At 69.6% G+C, this 19,069-nt stretch carries 20 protein-coding genes and 2 tRNA genes; 11 read left to right on the forward strand and 11 right to left on the reverse strand.

Annotation, left to right across the window (positions count from 1 at the left end; all coding sequences use genetic code 11):
• Positions 1-30 precede the first annotated feature (30 nt).
• Both ABZX02_RS24675 and ABZX02_RS24680 read left to right on the forward strand, forming a co-directional pair.
• Positions 31-1,242 carry a GNAT family N-acetyltransferase gene (locus ABZX02_RS24675; RefSeq protein WP_355301002.1) on the forward strand — a complete coding sequence of 404 codons (1,212 nt, stop codon included), beginning with the start codon at positions 31-33 and terminating at the stop codon, positions 1,240-1,242.
• 57 nt (positions 1,243-1,299) lie between these two features.
• The gene (locus ABZX02_RS24680) at positions 1,300-2,034 is read left to right on the forward strand and encodes a hypothetical protein (protein ID WP_355301003.1); all 735 of its coding nucleotides are present in this window, start codon (positions 1,300-1,302) and stop codon (positions 2,032-2,034) included.
• Between the two features lie 7 nt (positions 2,035-2,041).
• Here the strand turns inward: ABZX02_RS24680 and ABZX02_RS24685 are convergent, their stop codons facing one another.
• Positions 2,042-2,842: a zinc finger domain-containing protein gene (locus ABZX02_RS24685; RefSeq protein WP_355301005.1), complete on the reverse strand. Its 801-nt coding sequence runs from the start codon at positions 2,840-2,842 to the stop codon at positions 2,042-2,044.
• A complete protein-coding gene (locus ABZX02_RS24690; protein WP_355301007.1) occupies positions 2,842-3,291 on the reverse strand; it encodes a ribose-5-phosphate isomerase in 450 nt (149 codons plus the stop codon). The genes ABZX02_RS24685 and ABZX02_RS24690 overlap by 1 nt, the downstream gene beginning before the upstream one ends.
• A 27-nt stretch (positions 3,292-3,318) precedes the next feature.
• Between ABZX02_RS24690 and ABZX02_RS24695 the strand changes: the two genes are divergently transcribed.
• Both ABZX02_RS24695 and ABZX02_RS24700 read left to right on the forward strand, forming a co-directional pair.
• A complete protein-coding gene (locus ABZX02_RS24695) occupies positions 3,319-3,984 on the forward strand; it encodes a 2-phosphosulfolactate phosphatase (RefSeq protein WP_355301008.1) in 666 nt (221 codons plus the stop codon).
• Entirely contained in the window at positions 3,981-4,589 is a 609-nt protein-coding gene (locus ABZX02_RS24700; RefSeq protein ID WP_355301010.1) for an MBL fold metallo-hydrolase, read from the forward strand. The genes ABZX02_RS24695 and ABZX02_RS24700 overlap by 4 nt, the downstream gene beginning before the upstream one ends.
• Here ABZX02_RS24700 and ABZX02_RS24705 read toward each other — a convergent pair.
• The 3 genes from ABZX02_RS24705 to ABZX02_RS24715 all read right to left on the reverse strand — a co-directional run bounded on the left by ABZX02_RS24705 (position 4,570) and on the right by ABZX02_RS24715 (position 5,715).
• On the reverse strand, positions 4,570-4,905 hold the full coding sequence (locus ABZX02_RS24705; protein WP_355301012.1) for a histidine triad nucleotide-binding protein: 336 nt from the start codon (positions 4,903-4,905) through the stop codon (positions 4,570-4,572). The genes ABZX02_RS24700 and ABZX02_RS24705 overlap by 20 nt on opposite strands.
• Positions 4,906-5,083: 178 nt before the next feature.
• On the reverse strand, positions 5,084-5,419 hold the full coding sequence (locus tag ABZX02_RS24710; RefSeq protein WP_355301014.1) for a VOC family protein: 336 nt from the start codon (positions 5,417-5,419) through the stop codon (positions 5,084-5,086).
• Positions 5,416-5,715, reverse strand: coding sequence for a helix-turn-helix domain-containing protein (locus ABZX02_RS24715; protein ID WP_355301016.1), 300 nt, complete (start codon positions 5,713-5,715; stop codon positions 5,416-5,418). Before ABZX02_RS24715 ends, ABZX02_RS24710 begins: the two co-directional genes overlap by 4 nt.
• A 57-nt stretch (positions 5,716-5,772) precedes the next feature.
• Between ABZX02_RS24715 and ABZX02_RS24720 the strand changes: the two genes are divergently transcribed.
• Positions 5,773-6,321, forward strand: a complete 549-nt coding sequence (locus tag ABZX02_RS24720) for an NAD-binding protein (RefSeq protein ID WP_355301017.1) — start codon at positions 5,773-5,775, stop codon at positions 6,319-6,321.
• A gap of 51 nt (positions 6,322-6,372) precedes the next feature.
• Here the strand turns inward: ABZX02_RS24720 and ABZX02_RS24725 are convergent.
• Positions 6,373-6,443 (reverse strand) — tRNA-Gly (locus ABZX02_RS24725).
• A 61-nt stretch (positions 6,444-6,504) separates the two neighbouring features.
• Between ABZX02_RS24725 and ABZX02_RS24730 the strand changes: the two genes are divergently transcribed.
• Positions 6,505-6,578 (forward strand) — tRNA-Pro (locus ABZX02_RS24730).
• Between the two features lie 48 nt (positions 6,579-6,626).
• On the opposite strand, the gene ABZX02_RS24735 is transcribed toward ABZX02_RS24730, so the two are convergent.
• Complete coding sequence (locus ABZX02_RS24735) at positions 6,627-7,385, reverse strand: alpha/beta hydrolase (RefSeq protein WP_355301019.1); 759 nt, start codon at positions 7,383-7,385, stop codon at positions 6,627-6,629.
• A gap of 19 nt (positions 7,386-7,404) precedes the next feature.
• Here ABZX02_RS24735 and ABZX02_RS24740 point away from each other — a divergent pair, with 19 nt between their 5' ends.
• Positions 7,405-9,159, forward strand: a complete 1,755-nt coding sequence (locus ABZX02_RS24740; protein ID WP_355301021.1) for a hypothetical protein — start codon at positions 7,405-7,407, stop codon at positions 9,157-9,159.
• Between the two features lie 21 nt (positions 9,160-9,180).
• Here ABZX02_RS24740 and ABZX02_RS24745 read toward each other — a convergent pair whose 3' ends face one another.
• Positions 9,181-10,119, reverse strand: coding sequence for an ABC transporter substrate-binding protein (locus ABZX02_RS24745; protein WP_355301023.1), 939 nt, complete (start codon positions 10,117-10,119; stop codon positions 9,181-9,183).
• Positions 10,120-10,369: 250 nt separating this feature from the next.
• Here ABZX02_RS24745 and ABZX02_RS24750 point away from each other — a divergent pair, with 250 nt between their 5' ends.
• Genes ABZX02_RS24750 through ABZX02_RS24760 form a run of 3 tightly spaced genes read left to right on the forward strand, consistent with a single transcriptional unit; the run spans position 10,370 to position 14,337 of the window.
• Complete coding sequence (locus ABZX02_RS24750) at positions 10,370-11,392, forward strand: glycine betaine/L-proline ABC transporter ATP-binding protein (protein ID WP_355301025.1); 1,023 nt, start codon at positions 10,370-10,372, stop codon at positions 11,390-11,392.
• 2 nt (positions 11,393-11,394) lie between these two features.
• Positions 11,395-13,362 (forward strand): ABC transporter permease subunit, encoded by a 1,968-nt coding sequence (locus tag ABZX02_RS24755; RefSeq protein WP_355301072.1) that lies wholly within the window; start codon positions 11,395-11,397, stop codon positions 13,360-13,362.
• Between the two features lie 39 nt (positions 13,363-13,401).
• On the forward strand, positions 13,402-14,337 hold the full coding sequence (locus tag ABZX02_RS24760) for an ABC transporter substrate-binding protein (RefSeq protein WP_355301027.1): 936 nt from the start codon (positions 13,402-13,404) through the stop codon (positions 14,335-14,337).
• Between the two features lie 72 nt (positions 14,338-14,409).
• Here ABZX02_RS24760 and ABZX02_RS24765 read toward each other — a convergent pair whose 3' ends face one another.
• Positions 14,410-14,586, reverse strand: a complete 177-nt coding sequence (locus ABZX02_RS24765; protein ID WP_355301029.1) for a hypothetical protein — start codon at positions 14,584-14,586, stop codon at positions 14,410-14,412.
• A 168-nt stretch (positions 14,587-14,754) separates the two neighbouring features.
• On the opposite strand from ABZX02_RS24765, the gene ABZX02_RS24770 reads away from it, so the two are divergent.
• On the forward strand, positions 14,755-15,891 hold the full coding sequence (locus tag ABZX02_RS24770) for a cytochrome P450 (protein WP_355301031.1): 1,137 nt from the start codon (positions 14,755-14,757) through the stop codon (positions 15,889-15,891).
• 160 nt (positions 15,892-16,051) lie between these two features.
• On the opposite strand, the gene ABZX02_RS24775 is transcribed toward ABZX02_RS24770, so the two are convergent.
• The gene (locus ABZX02_RS24775; RefSeq protein WP_355301033.1) at positions 16,052-17,527 is read right to left on the reverse strand and encodes a hypothetical protein; all 1,476 of its coding nucleotides are present in this window, start codon (positions 17,525-17,527) and stop codon (positions 16,052-16,054) included.
• A gap of 13 nt (positions 17,528-17,540) precedes the next feature.
• The gene (locus ABZX02_RS24780) at positions 17,541-19,040 is read right to left on the reverse strand and encodes a PKD domain-containing protein (RefSeq protein ID WP_355301034.1); all 1,500 of its coding nucleotides are present in this window, start codon (positions 19,038-19,040) and stop codon (positions 17,541-17,543) included.
• Positions 19,041-19,069: the final 29 nt, after the last annotated feature.

Below are 19,069 nucleotides of genomic sequence, written 5' to 3' on the forward strand. Positions count from 1 at the left end.
GAACGGCCGCACCCGCGTATCACTGCGGGCATGGCTGATCCGGCGCTGAGCATCAGGACCATCACCGAGTCCGACCTCCCCGCGTTCCACCAGGTGTTCGCGTGGTCGTTCCTCGACGAACCCGTCGGGGACCACCGCTGGCTGAAGGTGCTGGAGCTCGACCGCGCGCACGCCGTGTTCGACGGCGACGAGATGGTCGGCACCGGCGGCATCCTCACCCGTCAGCTGACCGTCCCGGGCGGCCTGCAGGCCGACGTCGGCGCGGTGACCGTCGTGGGCGTCAAACCGGGCCATCGCCGGCGGGGCATGGCCTCGTTGCTGATGAAGACGCAGCTGCACGCCATGCACGACGCCGGTGAGTCGATCGGCATCCTCTGGGCGTCGGAGGGCGGGATCTACCGGCGGTTCGGCTACGGCGAGTACGCGTCGAGCCTGTCGATGCTGACCATGCCGACGCGGATGCCGTTCCACGCCGGCGTGTCCGTCAGCCCGGCGCGGATCCGGCAGGTCACCCGCGACGAGGCGATGCCGTTCATGCGCGAGGTCCACGACCGGGTGCGCCGCACCCGGACCGGCTGGCTGAGCCGCGTGGAGAACACGTGGGACGTGCACCTCGCCGACGCCGAACGCGACCGCGGCGGCCTCACGTCCTACCGCTACTGCCTGCACCCCGAGGGCTACGTGGTGTTCCGGGTGAAGCACGAGGGCGACAACGGCGGGCCGAAGCACGAGCTGCACGTGCGCGAGCTGGTCTGCGAGACCGAGCAGGCCTACGCCGACCTCTACCGGTTCCTGCTGGACCTCGACCTGGCCGGCAGCATCTCGTTCTACACGGCCGCGGACGACCCGATCCTGCACATGGTCGACAACCCGCGGAAGGTGCGGCGCGAGTTCACCGACGCGTTGTGGCTGCGGGTCGTGGACGTGGAGAAGGCGCTGCCGCTGCGCCGCTACTCGTCCGATGTGGACAGTGTGCTGGCGGTCGAGGACGACCTGTGCCCGTGGAACTCCGGCCACTGGCGGCTGACCGTGAAGGGCGGTGAGGCGGTGGTCACGCGCACGGAGGACCCGGCGGACGTGACGCTCGACGTCGCCGCGCTGGGCAGCGCCTACCTCGGCGGGGCAAGGCTTTCCGTGCTCAGGCGCGCACACCGCGTGGTCGAACACACGGCCGGACACGTCGACGCGCTCACGTTGGCGTTCCTCGGTGCACATGAGCCCCATTGCCCCGAGGTGTTCTGACGGAACTACGACCGGCGTTCACTCGTTGACGGTTTACCTGCCGTGGGAGGTAAAGCCGTGGGCACCGTCGTGTGGATCGTCGTACTCGTCCTGCTGGTCGCGGGCGTGTTCTACCTGGTCAGTCAGAGCAACGCGCGCAAGGCGCGGGAGCTCGACGACGCCAAGGCCGAGGCACGCCGCTGGGTCGAACGGCTGGGCGGGCAGGTGATGAGCCTCACCGGCAGCAACGCCGCGGCGACGCAGGCGCTGGCCGACGCGTCCGAGCGCTTCACCGCCGCCGGGTCCCAGATGGAACAGGCCCGCACGATCCCGCAGGCCAGGCTCGTCACCGAGACCGCGATGGAAGGCCTGCACTACGTCCGCGCCGCACGTCAGGCGATGGACATGGACCCCGGTCCCGCGCTGCCCGAGAGCGCCGGCCAGAAGCAGGCGGGTGCCGTCAGCGAGGACCGCCAGGTCAGCGTCGAGGGCCACCAGTACGCCGCGTCGCCGCACTCCGGTTCGGGCACGCCGTACTACTACCCCGGCGGCATGGTCGCCGGACGTCCGGTGCCGCGTGGCTGGTACTCCGAGCCGTGGTGGAAGCCCGCGCTCGTGGCCGGCGCGTGGGGCGTGGGCACGTTCCTGCTGATGGACGCCATGTTCTCCGGCATGCACGGAGTCGGCGACTACGGCATGGCCGACGCGGGCATGGGCGACATGGGAGACATGGGCGGTGCCTCCGACGTCGCCGACATGGGCGACACCGGAGGCTTCGACTTCGGTGACATGGGCGGCGGCTTCGACTTCTAGCCGCGCGTCAGGGCTGGCAGACCGGGCACCAGAAGAGGTTGCGGGCGGCCAGTTCGGTGGTCAGCACCTCGGTGCCGCAGACGAAGCACGGCTCCCCGGCACGGCGGTAGACGTACACCTCACCGCCGTGCCGATCCATGCGGGGCGCGCGGCCCATCGCACGGGGCATGTGCTCGGGGCGGACCGTGTTGATCCGGCCCACCTTGACGCCGTCCTTCATCAGCACGACCAGGTCCGCCCAGATGGCGTCCCACAGCTCGCGGCTGACCTTGTTGCCGACCAGCAGCGGGTTCACGTTGTGCCGGAACAGCACCTCGGCGCGGTAGACGTTGCCGACGCCCGCGAGGACCTTCTGGTCCATCAGCAGCACGGCGAGCGACTGCTTCGACCGGGTGATCCGCTCGAAGGCGAGGTCGGAGTCGGCGTCGCGGCGCAACGGGTCGGGCCCGAGCCGGTCGCGGATCGCCTTCACCTCGGCCTTGTTCAGCACCTCGCACGCCGTGGGACCGCGCAGGTCGGTCCAGTGCGTCTCGCCGACCATCCGCATCCGGACCTGGCCGACGGGCAGCAGGACCGGCAGCGGCGACTCGGTGAACGTGCCGTACAGCCCGAGGTGGACGTGCACGATCGCGTCCGGGCCGTACACGTGGAAGAGGTGCTTCCCGTGCGCCTCGGCCCGGACGAGCCTGCGACCGTCCACAAGGGACGCCGCGAAGCGCCCCTGCGGACTCGTGACGGACACGGGCTTTGCCGCATACCGACGCTGGTGCAGCCGCGCGAGGCGGTGCAGCGTGTGGCCTTCGGGCATCAGGCCTTGTTCTCGTAGGCGCTGACCTGGTCGATGCGGCGCTGGTGGCGCGGCTCGCCCGAGAACGGGGTCTTGAGGAACGCCGAGACGATCTCGGTCGCCTCCTCGGTCGTGTGCTGGCGGGCACCGATGCCGACCAGGAGGGCGTCGTTGTGCTGGCGGGCGAGCTGCGCGGTGTCGACGTTCCACGCCAGCGCGGCGCGGGCGCCCTTCACCTTGTTCGCGGCGATCTGCTCGCCGTTGCCCGAACCGCCGATGACGACGCCGAGGCTGCCGGGGTCACCGACGACCTTCTCGGCGGCGTCGACGCAGAACGACACGTAGTCGTCCAGGGCGTCGTACTCGTGGGCGCCGACGTCGACGACCTCGTAACCCTGCTCCGTGAGAGCCGTGGACAGGTGGGACTTCAGCTCGAAGCCAGCGTGGTCTGCTGCCAGATAAACGCGCACGTCACGGAGTCTGACACGCTGGGGGATGTGTTCAGCCAAGAGGGGTACCAGCTGAGGCTGGAGTGGGGGCCCGAGGGCGTCGGCGCGCTGCGGGACTGCGACGTGCTGGTCGTCGTGGACGTCCTGTCGTTCACGACCTCCGTCGACCTGGTGGTCGGCAACGGCGGCCAGGTCCGCCCCTCGCGCTGGCGGCCCGAATCAGGGCGGACGCTGCGACCGGCGTCACTCGCTGGGGCGACCGGGCTGGTCGAGCTGCCGTCGCCGAACGGGTCGAACCTGTGCTCGCTCGCCGCGGAGACCGGCGCGCACGTGCTCGCGGCCTGCCTGCGCAACGCGACGGCCGTGGCGAGGAGGGCGCAGGAGCTGGGGAAGACCATCGGCGTGGTTCCCGGCGGCGAGCGCTGGGGCCTCGACGTGCTCGGGACCGGCCCGCGCGAGTTCGGGCCGTTGCGCCCGTGCGTCGAGGACTACCTGGGCGCGGGCGCGGTGATCGCGGCGCTGGCCGGGACGGCGTCGCCGGAGGCGCGGATGGCGGCCACCGCGTTCCGGACCACCGACGTCCCCGCCGCGGTGCGGGGCTGCGGTTCCGGCCGGGAGCTGATCGACAACGGCCACGCCGCCGACGTCGACCTCGCGGTGCGGATCAACGTCAGCAACGCGGCTCCCGTGCTGGTGGACGGGGTGCTGCGGTGATCGAGATCGCGCCCGGCGTGTTCGTCCGCCGGCACACCGAGCTGGACCTGACGCTGGGGCTCGTCGTCGGGGCGGGCGAGTCGCTGCTCGTCGACTCCGGCATGGACCCGGCCCTCGCGCACGAGGTGCGGCCGTCGCGGATCGTGTTGACGCACAACCACTTCGACCACGTGCTGGCGACCGAGGCGTTCCTGCCGTGCGAGGTGTGGGCGCACGAGGACTGCGTGGTCGACTCCGGCCTGCTCGCCGACCGCGCGGAGTACTACGACGAGCCGTTCGAGGGCAGGCTCGTCGCGCCCACGCACACGTTCCGCGAGATGGTCACCCTGGACGTCGGCGGTCGCCGCGTCGACCTGCACCACTTCGGCCCCGCGCACACCTCGCACGACGTGGTGGTGCACGTGCCGGACGCCGGCGTCGTGTTCGCCGGAGACCTGGTGGAGCAGGGCGCGCCCGCGCAGGCCGGTCCGGACGCGACGCCGTCGAACTGGCGGCACGTCCTCGACCGGCTGCTGGAACTGGAACCGCGGATCGTCGTGCCGGGTCACGGGGACCCGGTCGACGCCCGGTTCGTGCGGGAGATGGTTATCCCGGGGGCCAGCTGAGGCCGCGCCCGCCGAGGACGTGGCAGTGCACGTGGAAGACGGTCTGGCCACCGTCGCGGCCGGTGTTGAAGACGAGGCGGTAGCCGGACTCGTCGATCCCCTCGGACTTCGCGACCTGGTGCGCGGTGGCGAGGATCTGCCCCGCGAGCACCGGGTCGACGTCGCCGATCGCCACGTGGTGCTCCTTGGGGATCACCAGCACGTGCGTGGGCGCCTTGGGGTCGATGTCGCGGAACGCGAGCGTCGTGTCGGTCTCCGTCACCACGGTCGCCGGGATCTCGCCCGCGACGATGCGGCAGAACAGGCAGTCGGTCACACCGGCATCGTATTGGGCCCGATGGACTCTGTTGTTCTTCCCCCGCAGCGATAAATCATGGCGGCGTGAAGGGCGCCAAGCTGCTGGTCGTCGTCCGGTGCCTCATCAGCTTCGCGATCGGCCTGCTGCTCCTGATCCTCGCGATCCGCTTCGGTGAGGCGCTCTGGCGCGCCTTCCACTAGCGCACGAAGCAGAACTCGTTGCCCTCCGGGTCGCGCATGACCTGGAAGCTGCCCTTCTCGTCGGTGTGCACGACCCCGTCGCGGGTGGCGCCGAGGCTCACCGCCTTCACGACCGCCGCCTCGATGTCCTCGACCTCGAAGTCGAGGTGGAACCGGTTCTTCACGTCCTTGCGCTCCGGCACCGGCTGGAACGACATCCGCACCCCGCCGGGCGGTTCGACGTGCGCCCACCCGTGCTCGCGCTCCACCGGCTCGCCGCCGAGCAACTCGGCCCAGAACCGCACGAGCGTCGCGGGGTCGTTGCTGTCGAGCACGATCTGTTCGAGTCTCACGTCTCCACCAGGTTCTCTCGGGCCCAGTCACAACACAGGTCGAGCAGTCCGAGCACCTTGCGCCCCTGCGCGGTCAGCTCGTACTCGACCCGCGGCGGGTTTTCCTCGAAGGCCTCGCGCGAAACCGTCCCGTCGCGCTCCATGGCCCGCAACGTCTCGGCGAGCACCTTGGCCGTCACCCAGGGCATCTCACCCCGCACCTCACCGAACCGCCGCCGCCCGCCCTGCAGCGCGCGCAACACGTGCGCGGTCCACCTGCCACCGATCCGGTACGGCAGCTCGTGCGTGCATTTCACCTGCTCACCCCCGATACCGTTGCGGAAACCGGCCGCCCGCAGCCTACCTTCGCGCTCATGGCGAAGATCGTTGTTTTCGGCGCGTCCGGTCAGGCGGGACGGCGCATCGCGGCCGCGGCGGAGTCCCGCGGCCACGAGGTCACGAGGGTCGGCCGGGACCCCGGCGTGCGGGCCGACGTGGCGGCGGGCCACGACGTGGCGGTGAGCGCGGTGGTCGACCTGTCCCGCGACCCTTCCGAGTTCTACACGTCGACGGCCCGCGCACTGGTGGCGTCCGGTGTGGGGCGCGTCATCCTGGTCGGCATCTACACGCTGCTGGAGGACTCTGCCGGCGTGCGCGTGGTGGACGGGCCGGACTTCCCGGCGGAGTACCGGCCGTTCTGCCTCGGGCACGCGGCGGGGGTGGAGGTGCTGGCGGCGTCCGACGCGGACTGGCTGGTGATGAGTCCGGTGGGGAACTTCGGCGGCGTTGCGACCGGGCGGTACGCCGTGGGTGAGGTGGACCCGGCGGACGAGCTGTCGTACGAGGACTTCGCGGTGGCGGTGGTGGACGAGATCGAGACGCCGGCGCACCGGCTCGTGCAGATCGGCATCGCCTCGGCGTGACCCAGTTCACGAAAAAGGCCCGAGTGCGGTGAGCGCTCGGGCCTTCGTCAGAGCGGGCGACGGGAATCGAACCCGCGTAGCTAGTTTGGAAGACTAGGGCTCTACCATTGAGCTACGCCCGCAGTGCCGCCCTTGTGGGGCTGCGATCACTACCTTAGCGGGTGGCGGTAAGCTGTGTGCAACCGGGGCGTGGCGCAGTTTGGTAGCGCACCCGCTTTGGGAGCGGGGGGTCGCAGGTTCAAATCCTGTCGCCCCGATCGGTTGACGAAAGCCCTCGACAGAGCACGTGGTCGGGGGCTTTCGGTTCACTTCAGGTAGCGGCTCGCCCACGCCGCCAGCACCTCCGCCACGTACGCCGCGTCCGCCCGGTCGGTCAGCAGGTGGTCGGCTCCGTCCAGGGACACGAACGACTTGGGGTGGCGCGCCGAGTCGAAGACGAGCCGGGCGTTGTCGATGCCCACCGTGTCGTCCTGCGGCGAGTGCATGACGAGCAGCGCGCGGCCGAGATCGGCGATGCACGCCGTCTGGTTCTGCTCCTTGATGTCGCGCAGGAAGCCGGTGCTGATCCGGAACGGACGTCCGGCCAGCAGCACCTCGGCGACGCCCGCGGCCTCGATCTCCGTGCGGGACGGGCCGAGCAGGTGCTCCACGTGCGCGGTGTCGAAGGGGGCGCCGATGGTCACCACCGCCTTGACCGACGGGATGCGGCGTGCGGCGGCGAGGACGGCGGCGCCGCCCAAGGAGTGTCCGATGAGGACGCTCGGGGCGCCGGTGGTGTCCTTCAGGTGATCGGCCGCGCAGACGAGGTCGTCGACGTTCGAGGTGAAGGTGGTGTTCGCGAAGTCGCCGCCGGACTGGCCGAGGCCGGTGAAGTCGAACCGCAGGACGGCCACGCCGCGTTCGGCCAGGCGGCGGGAGATGCGGGAGGCGGCTACCGAGTCCTTGCCGCAGGTGAAGCAGTGCGCGAAGACCGCGGTGGCGACGATCTCGCCCTCGGGCAGTTCCAGGCGGCCTGCCAGGGCGTGGCCGTCGGTGCCCGCGAAGACCGCTTTCCGGTTGTCCATGCCCTCTATGGTGCGTCACGTGCGCTATCAGTACCTCGACGACCGGCTGCGGCAGGCGTTCGACCACGCCGGGCTCGACCGGGGGCAACGGGCGTTGCTGCAGGGCGTGCTGCGGGCGCTCGACCCCGACGCGCACCTCGGTGAGCACGTCGCGGGGCTCAACAGCGCCGTGCTCGCGGTCACCAGGGCCAAGACGGCGCTGGAAAGTCATGCCGCGGAGGACCAGCCGCGGTGGAACCTGTTGCGGCGCATCATCACCACGTCGCTGGCGTGCATGGACGCGGCGAAGCCCGCCTACGAGCACGGTGGCGGGATGGTGCTGGCCAAGGCGCGCAGGGTGCTCGTCAAGGTCGACGCGGCCATCGCGGCGGACGGGCAGAAGCTCGACCCCGCGGTCACGGCCGCCGCGGCGGCGAAGCTCGATCCCAGGGCGCTGGGCAAGGCCGTCCGGAAGTGGATCACTCCACTGTGGAACGGGGTCGAGCTCCCGTTGCGCGCCAGGATGATCGCCGAGGTGGCGGTCGTCGTGGCGGTGCACGGGCAGGACGGCCGGCAGTTGCGCGCGGACCTGCTGCGCTGGCTCAAGAAGCCCGGCGACCTCGGTGAGGTGCTGTGGCCGCGGGAGCAGAAGCACGTCGTGGCGTTCGTGGTGCGGGGTGCGCGCGTGCTGCGGCACCTGGACGGGCTGCTGCCCGGAGCGCGGCAGGAACCGTTGCACCGCAACAGGTTGCCGAAGGACGACTTCCTCAAGGACGCTGTCACCGGGTCGTCGGTGCTGGTGCGGGTGCCGGTCGAGGCGGCGGACGTGCACACGGCCGCGCTGCGGGGCCGCCGGGTGCTGAGCGAGGTGCTCGACCAGTACGCGGCGGGGGAGCGGCTGACCGAGCTGCACATCGCGCCGGTCTGGCAGGTCAGCGGGCCGGGCGGGCGCGTCACCCGCGGCACCGAGCACCAGCGCACGGTCGGCAACGCCTATCCGCTCACCGCCTACTGGCCGGTCGAGCTGCGCAGCGCCATGCGGGTGGCGAACCTGGCGCGGCAGGTCGACGCGCCGATGGCGAGCGCCGGGCTCGCGTGGAGCGCGCTGGAGGCGACCGGGCTCGACCCGAGCAAGATCGCGTGGCTCGCCAAGGCCTGTGCGCTGCAGGTGCTGCGGCAGCACCTGGTCAGCCTGCACGTGGTCGTCACCAACCACGACACCGACCTGCGCCGGCCGCTCGACGCGCAGGTGCCGACGACCGGGGTGAAGCACCACCTGAAGTCGGTGGACGCCTGGCTGGAGGCGCTCATCCCGCACAACCGCCCGAACGCGCAGCTCGGCGCTGCCCAGGAGGCCATCACGGCGCTCGCCGAGAGCGAGGGCGGTCTGGTGCACGACCTCGTGGAACTGTGGAGGGCGCGGCTCGCCGACTCGGAGGTCCTCGCGGGGTGGTTGCGCGAGCAGGAGGACACCGCCGCCGCACTGCTCGAGTGGCTCTACGTCACGCGCAACCTCGCGTTCCACGCCGGACGGTTCGCGTCCCCCGCCGACACGCTGACCGCGCACGCCGGTCAGGCCGTCGCCGACCTCACCCTGGAGTTCCTCGGCAACTGGCGCACCGTCGAACGGCGGCAGGGCCGGCAGGAGACCTCCGCCGTGGAGATCTACCGCCGGCTCGCGCAACGGCAGGACCAGCTCGTCGCCCGGCTCAAGCGCGCCGGGTCGGTCCGCAGGCTGAGCGTCGAGGACATCTCCGGCCCCGACGAGAAGTGGTGGTCTCGCGGCCGGAACTAGTCCACGAGACGTGGACTTTAGTTACGGCTTGGCCTTCGTGAGCCAGTCGTCGACGCGGTCCGGGTTCGCCTCGACCCACCGCTTCGCCGCCTCGTCGGGCGACATCTTGTACTTCGCGATGAACGACGCGACCGTGTCCTGCTCGTCGTTGCTCCACTGGAAGTTCTGGACCAGCCGTGCGGCGGGGCCGCCCTTGTCCACGAACTTCTTGGAGGCGATCTTGTCGAGCTCGTAGCGCGGGTAGTCGCAGGCGACCTTGGCCGCGTCCGCGTCACAGCCCGCCGTGTACTCGGGGAGGTCCACCTTGACCAGTTCGATGTCGAGGTGCAGCCACTGCGGCTCGAAGAAGTAGCCGATGAGCGGCGTCTTCTTCTCCTGCGCCTGGCGGAACGCCTTGATCAGCGAGTCCTCGCTGCCCGCGTAGACGACCTTGTAGTTCAGGTTCAGGTTCTTGACCAGGGCCTCGTCGTTGGTGACGAACGACGGGTCGCCGTCGAGCACCTGGCCCTTGCCGTCGGACTGCGCGGTGCGGAACTTCTCGGCGTACTTGTTGAGGTTCTGCCAGTTCGTGATGTCCGGGAACTCCTTCTTCATCCACGGCGGCACGTACCAGCCGATCACGCCCTTGTTGCCGGACGGGCCGACGCGCACGGCGGTGCGCTTCTCCTCGATGTACTTCTGCTTCAGGTCCTCGTGACCCCAGTTCTCCAGGATCACGTCGATCTCGCCCGAATCGAGGCCCTGCCAGGCGGTCTGCTCGTCGACCTCCTTCTTCGTCACCTTGCACCCGAGCCGCTTCTCGGCGAGGTACGCGACCACGGCCGCATTCGCCGCGTATCCGACCCACGGGTTGACGGCGATGGTGATGGAGTCGCAGGGCTCGGTCGGTGCTGCCGAACTGGACCGCGGTGACGCCGTTGATCCGCTGCCACAACCGGCAATTGTCAAGACGAACGTCATTGCGAGAGCGATTCTGGGGGCTTGCACGAACAGCTCCTCGTCGGGGGGAAGAGCGATGTAGGAGACCGCTCAGTTCAGCTTTTCCCCATCGATCAGATCGCGTCAAGTCATGGGATGACTGGATGTCCACAAAGGATCGAATTTGTATCAGCCCTTGACCGCACTCGTGCGAAGGTCAATGCTGTCGCGCATCGAGAAACGGTGTGCGTAGTCCGCAACAGCAGTCCGCAACAGGTCGGAGTGGTTTGGCGTGGATCCCGTGATTTCGGTCAGGGACCTGTGGAAGGTGTTTGGCCCCAACGCGGCTCGGCTGGTGGCCTCGGACGAGCTCAAAGCCTTGTCGCGGCAGGAGTTGATGGACCGCACCGGTGCCGTCGCCGCCGTGCGCGGAGTGGACTTCGACGTCGCTCCCGGCGAGATGTTCGTGGTCATGGGACTGTCCGGATCGGGCAAGTCCACTCTGGTCCGGTGCCTGACGAGGCTCGTGGAACCGACTGCTGGAACGATTATGTTCGAGGGCGAGAACATTCTCGACGCGGACGCGAAACGTCTGCGTGACCTGCGCAGGCACAAGTTCTCCATGGTGTTCCAGCACTTCGGCCTGCTTCCCCATCGAACGGTCGCCGACAACGTCGGTTACGGGCTGGAAATCCGCGGGGTACCGCGCGCGAAACGCGGGGAGCGCTCCCAGGAAGTGATCGACCTGGTCGGTCTGACCGGCTACGAGAAGTCCTTTCCGGATCAACTTTCCGGCGGTATGCAGCAACGCGTCGGTCTCGCGCGCGCTCTCGCGGGAGATCCCGACGTCCTGTTCTTCGACGAGCCTTTCTCCGCGCTCGACCCGTTGATCCGGCGCGACATGCAGTCCGAGGTCATCAGGCTGCACCGCGAGGTCGGCAAGACGATGGTCTTCATCACCCACGACCTGAGCGAGGCGCTCAAGCTGGGCGACCGCATCCTGATCATGCGCGACGGCAAGGTCGTGCAGGTCGGCACCGGTGACGAGCTGGTCGGCGCGCCCGCGGACGACTACGTGCGCGACTTCGTGCGGGACGTGCCGCGCTCGCAGGTGCTGACGCTGAAGTGGATCATGCGGCCGCCGACGCCGGAGGACGAGCTCGACGGACCGGAGCTGCCGCCCGACACCGTGGTGCGGGAGGCCGTGCGCAGCGTGCTGAGCGCGCACAAGCCGGTCAAGGTCGTGCGGGACGGCGAGCTGCTCGGGGTCGTCGCCGACGAGGAGATCCTCGGGGTAGTGGCCGGGGAGGCGTGAGCATGGTCGCCGTCGCCGCGCCCCCGTCGCCGCCGCACCACCAGCCGCAGCAACGACAACCCGGTGTGCTCCGGTACCGGAAGTCGCTGATCGTCGCCGGGATCGTGGTCGCCTGGCTGGTCCTGTGGCTCGTCCTGCGCAACGTCTGGACGCTCTCGCTCGGCGCCGCCGACCTGACGCCGTTGCACCGCTGGATCAACAGCGTCAACGACGCCGTCGGCGCGTCCAGGAACTCGAACCCCGTCTTCCTGTACTTCTTCAACGAGATCCGGCTCGTCATCGACGAGTTCGTGACCTTCATCCAGGCCCTGATCGCGCAACCGTCGTTCGACCGGCCGGTGCCGGTGATCGGCTGGCTCGGCGTGGTCGCGATCGCGGGCTTCGTGAGCCTCGCGGTCGCCGGCTGGCGGATCGCGCTGCTCGCGGTCGCCGGTTTCGTGTTCCTCGGTCTGCAGGGCCTGTGGCAGGAGAGCATGGACACGCTCTCGCTGACGCTGGCCGCGGTCGTGATCTCGCTGCTGTTCGGCATCCCGCTGGGCATCTGGGCGGGACTGTCCGATCGGGCCAACCGGGTCCTGACGCCGGTGCTCGACTTCATGCAGACGATGCCGACGTTCGTCTACCTCGCGCCGCTCACGCTGTTCTTCCTGATCGGCCCGGCGTCGGCGACCATCGCGACCCTGATCTACGCGGCGCCGCCCGCGATCCGGATCACCGCGCACGCCATCCGCTCGGTCCCGCGCAACACCGTCGAGGCGAGCGAATCCCTTGGTGCGACGCGGAACCAGACGCTCGTGAAGGTGCTGCTGCCGTCCGCGCGCAAGACCATCGTCCTCGGTGTCAACCAGACGATCATGGCCGCGCTGTCGATGGTCACGATCGCCGCGCTGATCGACGCGCCGGGGCTCGGCAAGACCGTCGTGAAGGCGTTGCAGACGCTCGACGTCGGCACGGCGTTCAACGCGGGCCTCGCGATCGTGGTGCTCGCGATCGTGCTGGACCGCGTGACGACGGCCGCCGCGAGCGAACGGCGGAAGCTGCCCCGGTGGGCGTTGTTCGGCGGCCTCGGCGTCACGGGCGTCTGCGTCTACCTCTCCTACACCTACCTGTGGGCGGCGGAGTTCCAGTCGGACGTGGAGATCGGCAGTTCGATCAACAAGGGCGCGACCGCGGTGACGGAGTGGGCGCAGGACTCGCTTCCTGTGCTCACCAACGGGTTCAAGGACTTCGTCACGTTCGCGTTGATCAACCCGCTGCAGGCGCTGCTGGCCGAGTCGCCGTGGTTCCTGGTGGCACTGGTGATCGTCGCGGTGTCGTTCCTCATCGCCGGCGTGCGCTGCGCGATCGTATCCGCGGTGTGCGTCGCCCTGCTGATCGCGACCGGCCTGTGGCAGGACTCGATGATCACGCTGGCGTCCACGCTGGTCGCCACGGTCCTGGTGATGGTGCTCGGGATCGTCGTCGGCGTCTGGATGGGACGGAGCAGGCGGGCCGACCGGGTCATCCGGCCGGTGCTCGACGCGGCGCAGGTCATGCCCGCGTTCGTCTACCTCGTGCCGTTCCTCGCGTTGTTCTCGGCGTCGCGCTTCACCGCGATCATCGCGGCCGTCGTGTTCGCGGCACCGGTCGCGATCAAGATCATCGCGGACGGCGTCCGGGCGGTGTCGCCCGCGACCGTCGAGGCGTCGACGGCGCTCGGGTCGAGCTCGTGGCAGACGATCGTGAAGGTGCAGCTGCCCATGGCGCGCGGGGCGCTCACCCTCGCCGCCAACCAGGGCCTGATCTACGTGCTCTCGATGGTCGTCGTCGGCGGTCTCGTCGGCGCCGGCGCGCTCGGTTACGACGTCGTGGCCGGGTTCTCGCAGGGCCAGTTGTACGGCAAGGGGCTCGCGGCCGGTCTCGCGATCGTCGTGCTGGGCGTCATGCTCGACCGCCTCACCCAGGCGGCCGCCAAGCGGTGGACCAACTAGGAGGTCTGGAAAGTGGCTAGGCACAGCGTGCTGGGAACCGTGAGCGCAGGGCTCGTGGCGCTCGTGGTTTTGGCTGGTTGCGGTGGCGCCAAGGTCGGTGACACCTCCTCGGGCGCGACCGGCGACTGCGGCACGTTCAACCTCGCGATCAACCCGTGGGTCGGTTACGAGGCGAACGCGGCCGTGCTCGCGTACGTGGCCGAGAAGGAGCTCAAGTGCAAGGTCACCAAGAAGGAGCTCAAGGAAGAGGTGGCCTGGCAGGGCTTCGGTACCGGTGAGGTCGACGCCGTCGTCGAGAACTGGGGTCACGACGACCTGCGCAAGAAGTACATCGACGAGCAGAAGACCGCCGTCAGCGCGGGGTCCACGGGAGTGAAGGGCCAGATCGGCTGGTACGTGCCGCCGTGGCTCGCCAAGGAGCACCCCGACATCCTGGACTGGAACAACCTCAACAAGTACGCGGACAAGTTCAAGACCTCGGAGTCCGGCGACAAGGGCCAGCTGCTCGACGGCGACCCGTCGTTCGTGACGAATGACGAGGCTCTGGTGAAGAACCTGAACCTCAACTACAAGGTCGTCTACGGCGGCAGCGAGACCGCGTTGATCCAGGCCTTCCGCCAGGCGGAGAAGGACAAGAAGTGGGTCATCGGCTACTTCTACTCGCCGCAGTGGCTGCTCAACGAGATCAAGCTCGAGAAGGTGAAGCTGCCCGCGTACACGCCGGGATGTGACGCCGACGCCGAGAAGATCGCCTGCGACTACCCGGACTACGACCTCGACAAGCTCGTGTCGAAGAAGTTCGCGGACGCCAACGGTCCCGCCTTCCAGCTGGTCAAGAACTTCAAGTGGACCAACGAGGACCAGAACACCGTGGCGAAGTACATCGCCGAGGACAAGATGAAGCCCGAGGACGCCGCCAAGAAGTGGGTGGACGCCAACGGCGACAAGGTGAAGGCCTGGCTGCCCAAGGCCTGATTCGCGCGCACGACCGCAAGGGGTGTGGTTCCCGGACGAGAGGAACCACACCCCTTGCGGTCTTCCAGCGCATCACGCGGCCTGCGGCCCGGCGGGTACCTCAGGCTCGTGGCGGTGCGTCATGCGGTGCCACCACGACCGCGGCTGCCCGCCGTTGCGGTAGAACTCGCGGACCCGGCGGGCGTCCTCGCGCAGGGCCTCCTGCCGGTAGTCCATCTCCGCCTTGATCGCCTCGGGCGTCCATTCCATCCGACTCACTCCTCAGGTCGTTCCCTGGTGACGATGAGATTGCTCCTGAGGGGTGGCCTCCTACATCGGACGATCACCTAAGGTCGCGCCGCAGGACCCCTTACGTCGCACTCAGGTAGCCGGATCAGCGGATCCCCGAGGCCGGGGTAAGGGGCCACGATCGGAGGCATGACTGTCGCCCACTTACCCGCGCGACCTGCGAAGTTCTTCGATCCCACCACCGAGGTGCACTTCGACGAGCAGCTCGGCACCTGGCACGTGTTCGGCCTCGCCGACGTGCAGCGGGTGCTGACCGACGAGGAGACCTTCTCCGCGGGCTACGGCCTGACCGACGAGACGCGCCCGCTCGCCAACGCCATGCTCAGCGGCATGTGGGCCGCGGACGGGCAACGCCACCGCGACCTGAGGGCCGCCGTCGCCGACCCGTTCAGCCCGCGCGTCCTGACCCGGCTCGAGGAGCGGATCCGCGCGATCGCGACCGAGCTGGTCGACGACCTCGACCCGGCCGGGTTCGACGTCGTCGCGCGCATCGGCCGGCCGTTGCCGACGAGGGTGATCTGCCACCTGCTCGGCCTGGACCTCAGCGCCGAGGCGCTCATGACCGCGTGGCTGGAGGAGTGGTACAAGGCGTCGGTCACGACGAACACGCTGCCGTCGCAGTCCGAGATGGCCCAGTTCTTCGCCGACGAGCTCGACCGCCAGCGGACCGAACCGAAGGGCGGCCTGATCGCCGAGCTGCTCGCCGCCCAGGACCGCGGCTACCTCGTGGACGGGCGGCCCCTGTCGGACTGGGACCTGGTCGGGTACTGCGCGATGCTGCTCGGCGCCGGCGTCGACACGGTCTACGCGAGCATCCCGAACGCGGTGCTGTTCCTGACGGAGTTCGGCTGCTGGGACGAGCTGCGCGCCGACCCGTCGCTCATCCCGGGTGCCGTCGAGGAGACCATGCGCTGGTACCCGGTGTTCCCCGGGCCGCGCCGGCTGGTGCTGCGCGACGTGGAGATCGGCGGGCAGTCGATCGCGGCGGGCCAGTGGGTCACCGGGTGGCTCAGCGCGGCCAACCGGGACCCGTCGCGCTACGCCGACCCGGACACGTTCGACATCCGCCGCAAGACGCGGATCATGACGTTCGGGCACGGCCCGCACCACTGCCTCGGCGCGGGCCTCGCCCGGCTGGAGCAGCGCGTGCTGCTGGAGGAGATGGTGCGCCGGCTCCCGTTGCTGCGCAGGGAGACCGGCGCACCGCTCGTGCGGAGGGAGTGGATGCTCGACAACCTCGAGACAGCCACCTTCCGCTTCGACTAGGTCCTGTCCTGCAAGTTCGTCCGGTGGCAGGCGCGGGCGAGAGACCCGGAGGCGGTGCCGCCGCGGCGCCCTCATACCGGGCGTATCCGGGCGTCGCGGCGGTGCCGTCTCCGGGGCCCTCACCCGCCACTGCCGCCCGACGGGACTTGCCGGACAGGGCCTAGTTGGTCAGGGCGTTCGTCCCGGCCGCCTTGCGCACGCTGGTCGTCGTCGCGCGCGCCTGGTTGTCCTCGGGCCTCGCGTCCGAGCCCCAGCCGCGGTCGGGCATCGTCGCCTCCACCCGGAACTCCACCGAGCCCTTCGCCGCGTCCTCGGCCGAGTACGTGTAGGCGAACGGGAAGTCGGTGCGGCCCGACGCGGACGCCGGCACCCACTGCGTGCCGCGGCCGATCTCCAGGTCGTACCCGCCGGGGGCGCCGCCGACCTTGTAGAGCGTCACGCGGACGTTCTCGTCGTGCCGGGTGTTGGCGACGGTGGCCTTGAACGACTTGGTCTGGCCCGCCCGTGCCGACGCCGGCACGGAGAACCCGGTCACCGACACGTCGTGCGTGTCGACCTTCAGCGTGTCCGAACCGGTGCCGGTACGGCCGTCCTTGGTCGCGCCGGTCACCGTGATCGTGTAGTCGCCGTCGGCCGCGTACCGGTGCCTGATCGTCTCGCCGGGCACGATCTGCGCGGAGCCGCCGTCACCGAACTGCACCGTGCCGCTGACGAACGGCCGCTGGTCGCCGGTGTAGGGCGCGATCGTCACGTCGGTGAAGACCGTGGGGTTGTTGGGGTACGCGTTGACGAACGGGCGCAGCGGCTCGGCCTCGCCGAGCTCCACGAAGAACGGCCCCGCGCTCCCCACCGAGTCCGCCACCCGGATCAGGTACGACTCACCGGGCGTCGCCGAGAACACGTTGTGCTGGTAGTTGCCCTCGCCGGACCACTCGCAGTCCACTTCGGACAGATCGGAGGCGCGGTACACGCTCACCGCCGTCCGGTCGGACAGCACCCGCACGAACTTCGCCTCGGTCGGCGTGTACCGGTACCAGACCGACTGCGTCGCAACGGGATCGCAGCTCGCCACCGGCTCGCCCGGCTCCGCCGACGCACGCCGCAGATCACCCTCGTACCGCTCGGTGAGCTCCACCGGCTCCGCGGCCGCGCGGTCGTCGTTCGGTGCGGGGGCGACGGGCGTGAGGGACACGGTGACCGGCCCGGCGTACCACGAGTAGTACTCGACGACCATGACGTGGTAGGTCACGCCCGCCTGGACGCGGAACGTGTCGTCGTGCGGGCTGTTGGAGTCGCAGGCACCCGGTACCGGCGCGAGCGCGCCGCGGTCGCCCGTGAACACGCCGAAGAACGGCCCGAAGCGCGTGGACTCCGTCTTCAGCCGCACGATGCCGTCGGCGGGGGCGGTGTAGCGCAGCCACACCGAGCTCTCGCCCCAGTGGTTGCAGGCGTTGGGGTCGTCGGTCGCCTTGGTGGCGCCCGTGGTGTCGATCGTCTGCTGGAACGGCACCGCGGACACCTCGACCGCGGTGTCGAAGTCGTCGCCCGCCGCGGCGGCCAGCGCCACCGCCGGCGCACACGTGGCGAGCACAGCCGCGGCGAACGCGGACGCGAGAACTCTCTTGGACAGTCTCATGATCTCCCCCGGATCAGTTCGCGACGGCGGCGGCGGTCGTCAGCGCCGGCTTGACGGTCGTGGCGATCGTGATGACCTCGTTGTCGGAGGGGATCGCGTCGCGCACCGGGTAGTCGAGCTGCGGCTCGACGACCGCGCGGAACGAGACCTTGCCGGTCACCGCGTCCTGCGGGGTGAACGTGTAGGCGAAGGGGAACTTCACCTTGCGGGTCGGGTGCGCGGGCACGTCGATCGTGAGCGTCCCGACCTCCTGCCAGCCCTGGCCGTTGCCGTTGTCGCGGTAGACGGTGGTCTTCACCTTCTCCAGGTAGCGGGTGTTCGACACCTGGACGGCGAGCTGCTTCTGCTCACCGGCCCGCGCGCTCGTCGGCACGGTGAACTTGGAGATGCCGACGTCGTGCGTCTTCACCGTGACCGTCGTCGTGCTTGTCGCCGTGCGACCGTCACCGGCCTTCGAGCGCACGGTCACCGTGTAGACGCCGTCCGCGGCGTAGCGGTGCGACTGGTGGTCGTCGGTGCTCGGCGGAGCGGTCGTGCCGTCCCCGAAGTCCCACTCGGTCGTGACGGGGTCGTTGTAGTCGTTCGTGTGGTCGAGGGAGAACCCGATGGTCTCGAACATCGACCGCTCGTGTGAGTAGCCGGTGTAGACGCTCGTCCGGAACGGCTCGCTCTCGCTCAGTTCCAATGTGGACGGGTAGCTGTAGTAACCGCCGCCGGACCACTGGAAGTAGTAGGTCTTGCCGGCCGTGACCGCGACCGACTTGCCGCTGTAGTGCTGCGGGCCCTCGCAGCCGACGAACGTCAGGTCGCTGATCGAGGTGCCCTCGTAGACGGACGCGGTCGGACCGGAGCCCCACCCCTCGACGTGCAGGAGCACCGAGTGGTCCCGCGTCGGCGTGTAGGCGTACCAGACGGACGGCGCACTAGAACCGGAGCACACGTTCGTGCTCGGCTCACCCGCCTCGCGGGAGGCACGGGTGTAGTCCGGCTGCGCCGCGCTGAACGGCAGCGCCGAGACCTGCTCCGCGTTCGCGAGGTCGTCGTTGGGCAGGTGGGAGATCCGGTCCAGCGCGAGCTTCGCCTGACCGCCGCTCACCATGAAGTGGTAGGTCGTGCCGGCCTTCGCGGGGAACGTGAGCGGCGTGGCCCGGTCGGTCGTGCAGCCGTCGTAGTACGCGTTCCAGACCTGCTTCAGGTCGCCGCGCTCACCCGTGAACGTCGACACGTTCAGGTCGCGGTCGCTGCCCTCGGTCTTGAGCCGCAGCAGTCCGTCCTCGGTCGCGGTGTAGCGGAACCAGGCAGAACCCTGGATCGAGTAGCCGCGGCAGCCGTACGGGTCGTCGCTCGCCTTGGTCGACTCCGTCGTGTCCTGCGCGACGGAGTACGGCAACGCGGCGACGACCGTGGCGGCGTCGAAGTCGTCGTTGGACGGTGGTGCCGCCTGTGCCACCCCGGGCACCAGCACCCCCAGCAGCACGGCGGCCGCGACCGCCAGCGATCTTGCGGAAGGCATGCGAAAGTTCCCCCTAGAACCCCAGAACC

The organism is Lentzea sp. NPDC003310 (assembly GCF_040610935.1).
GTDB lineage: Bacteria > Actinomycetota > Actinomycetes > Mycobacteriales > Pseudonocardiaceae > Lentzea.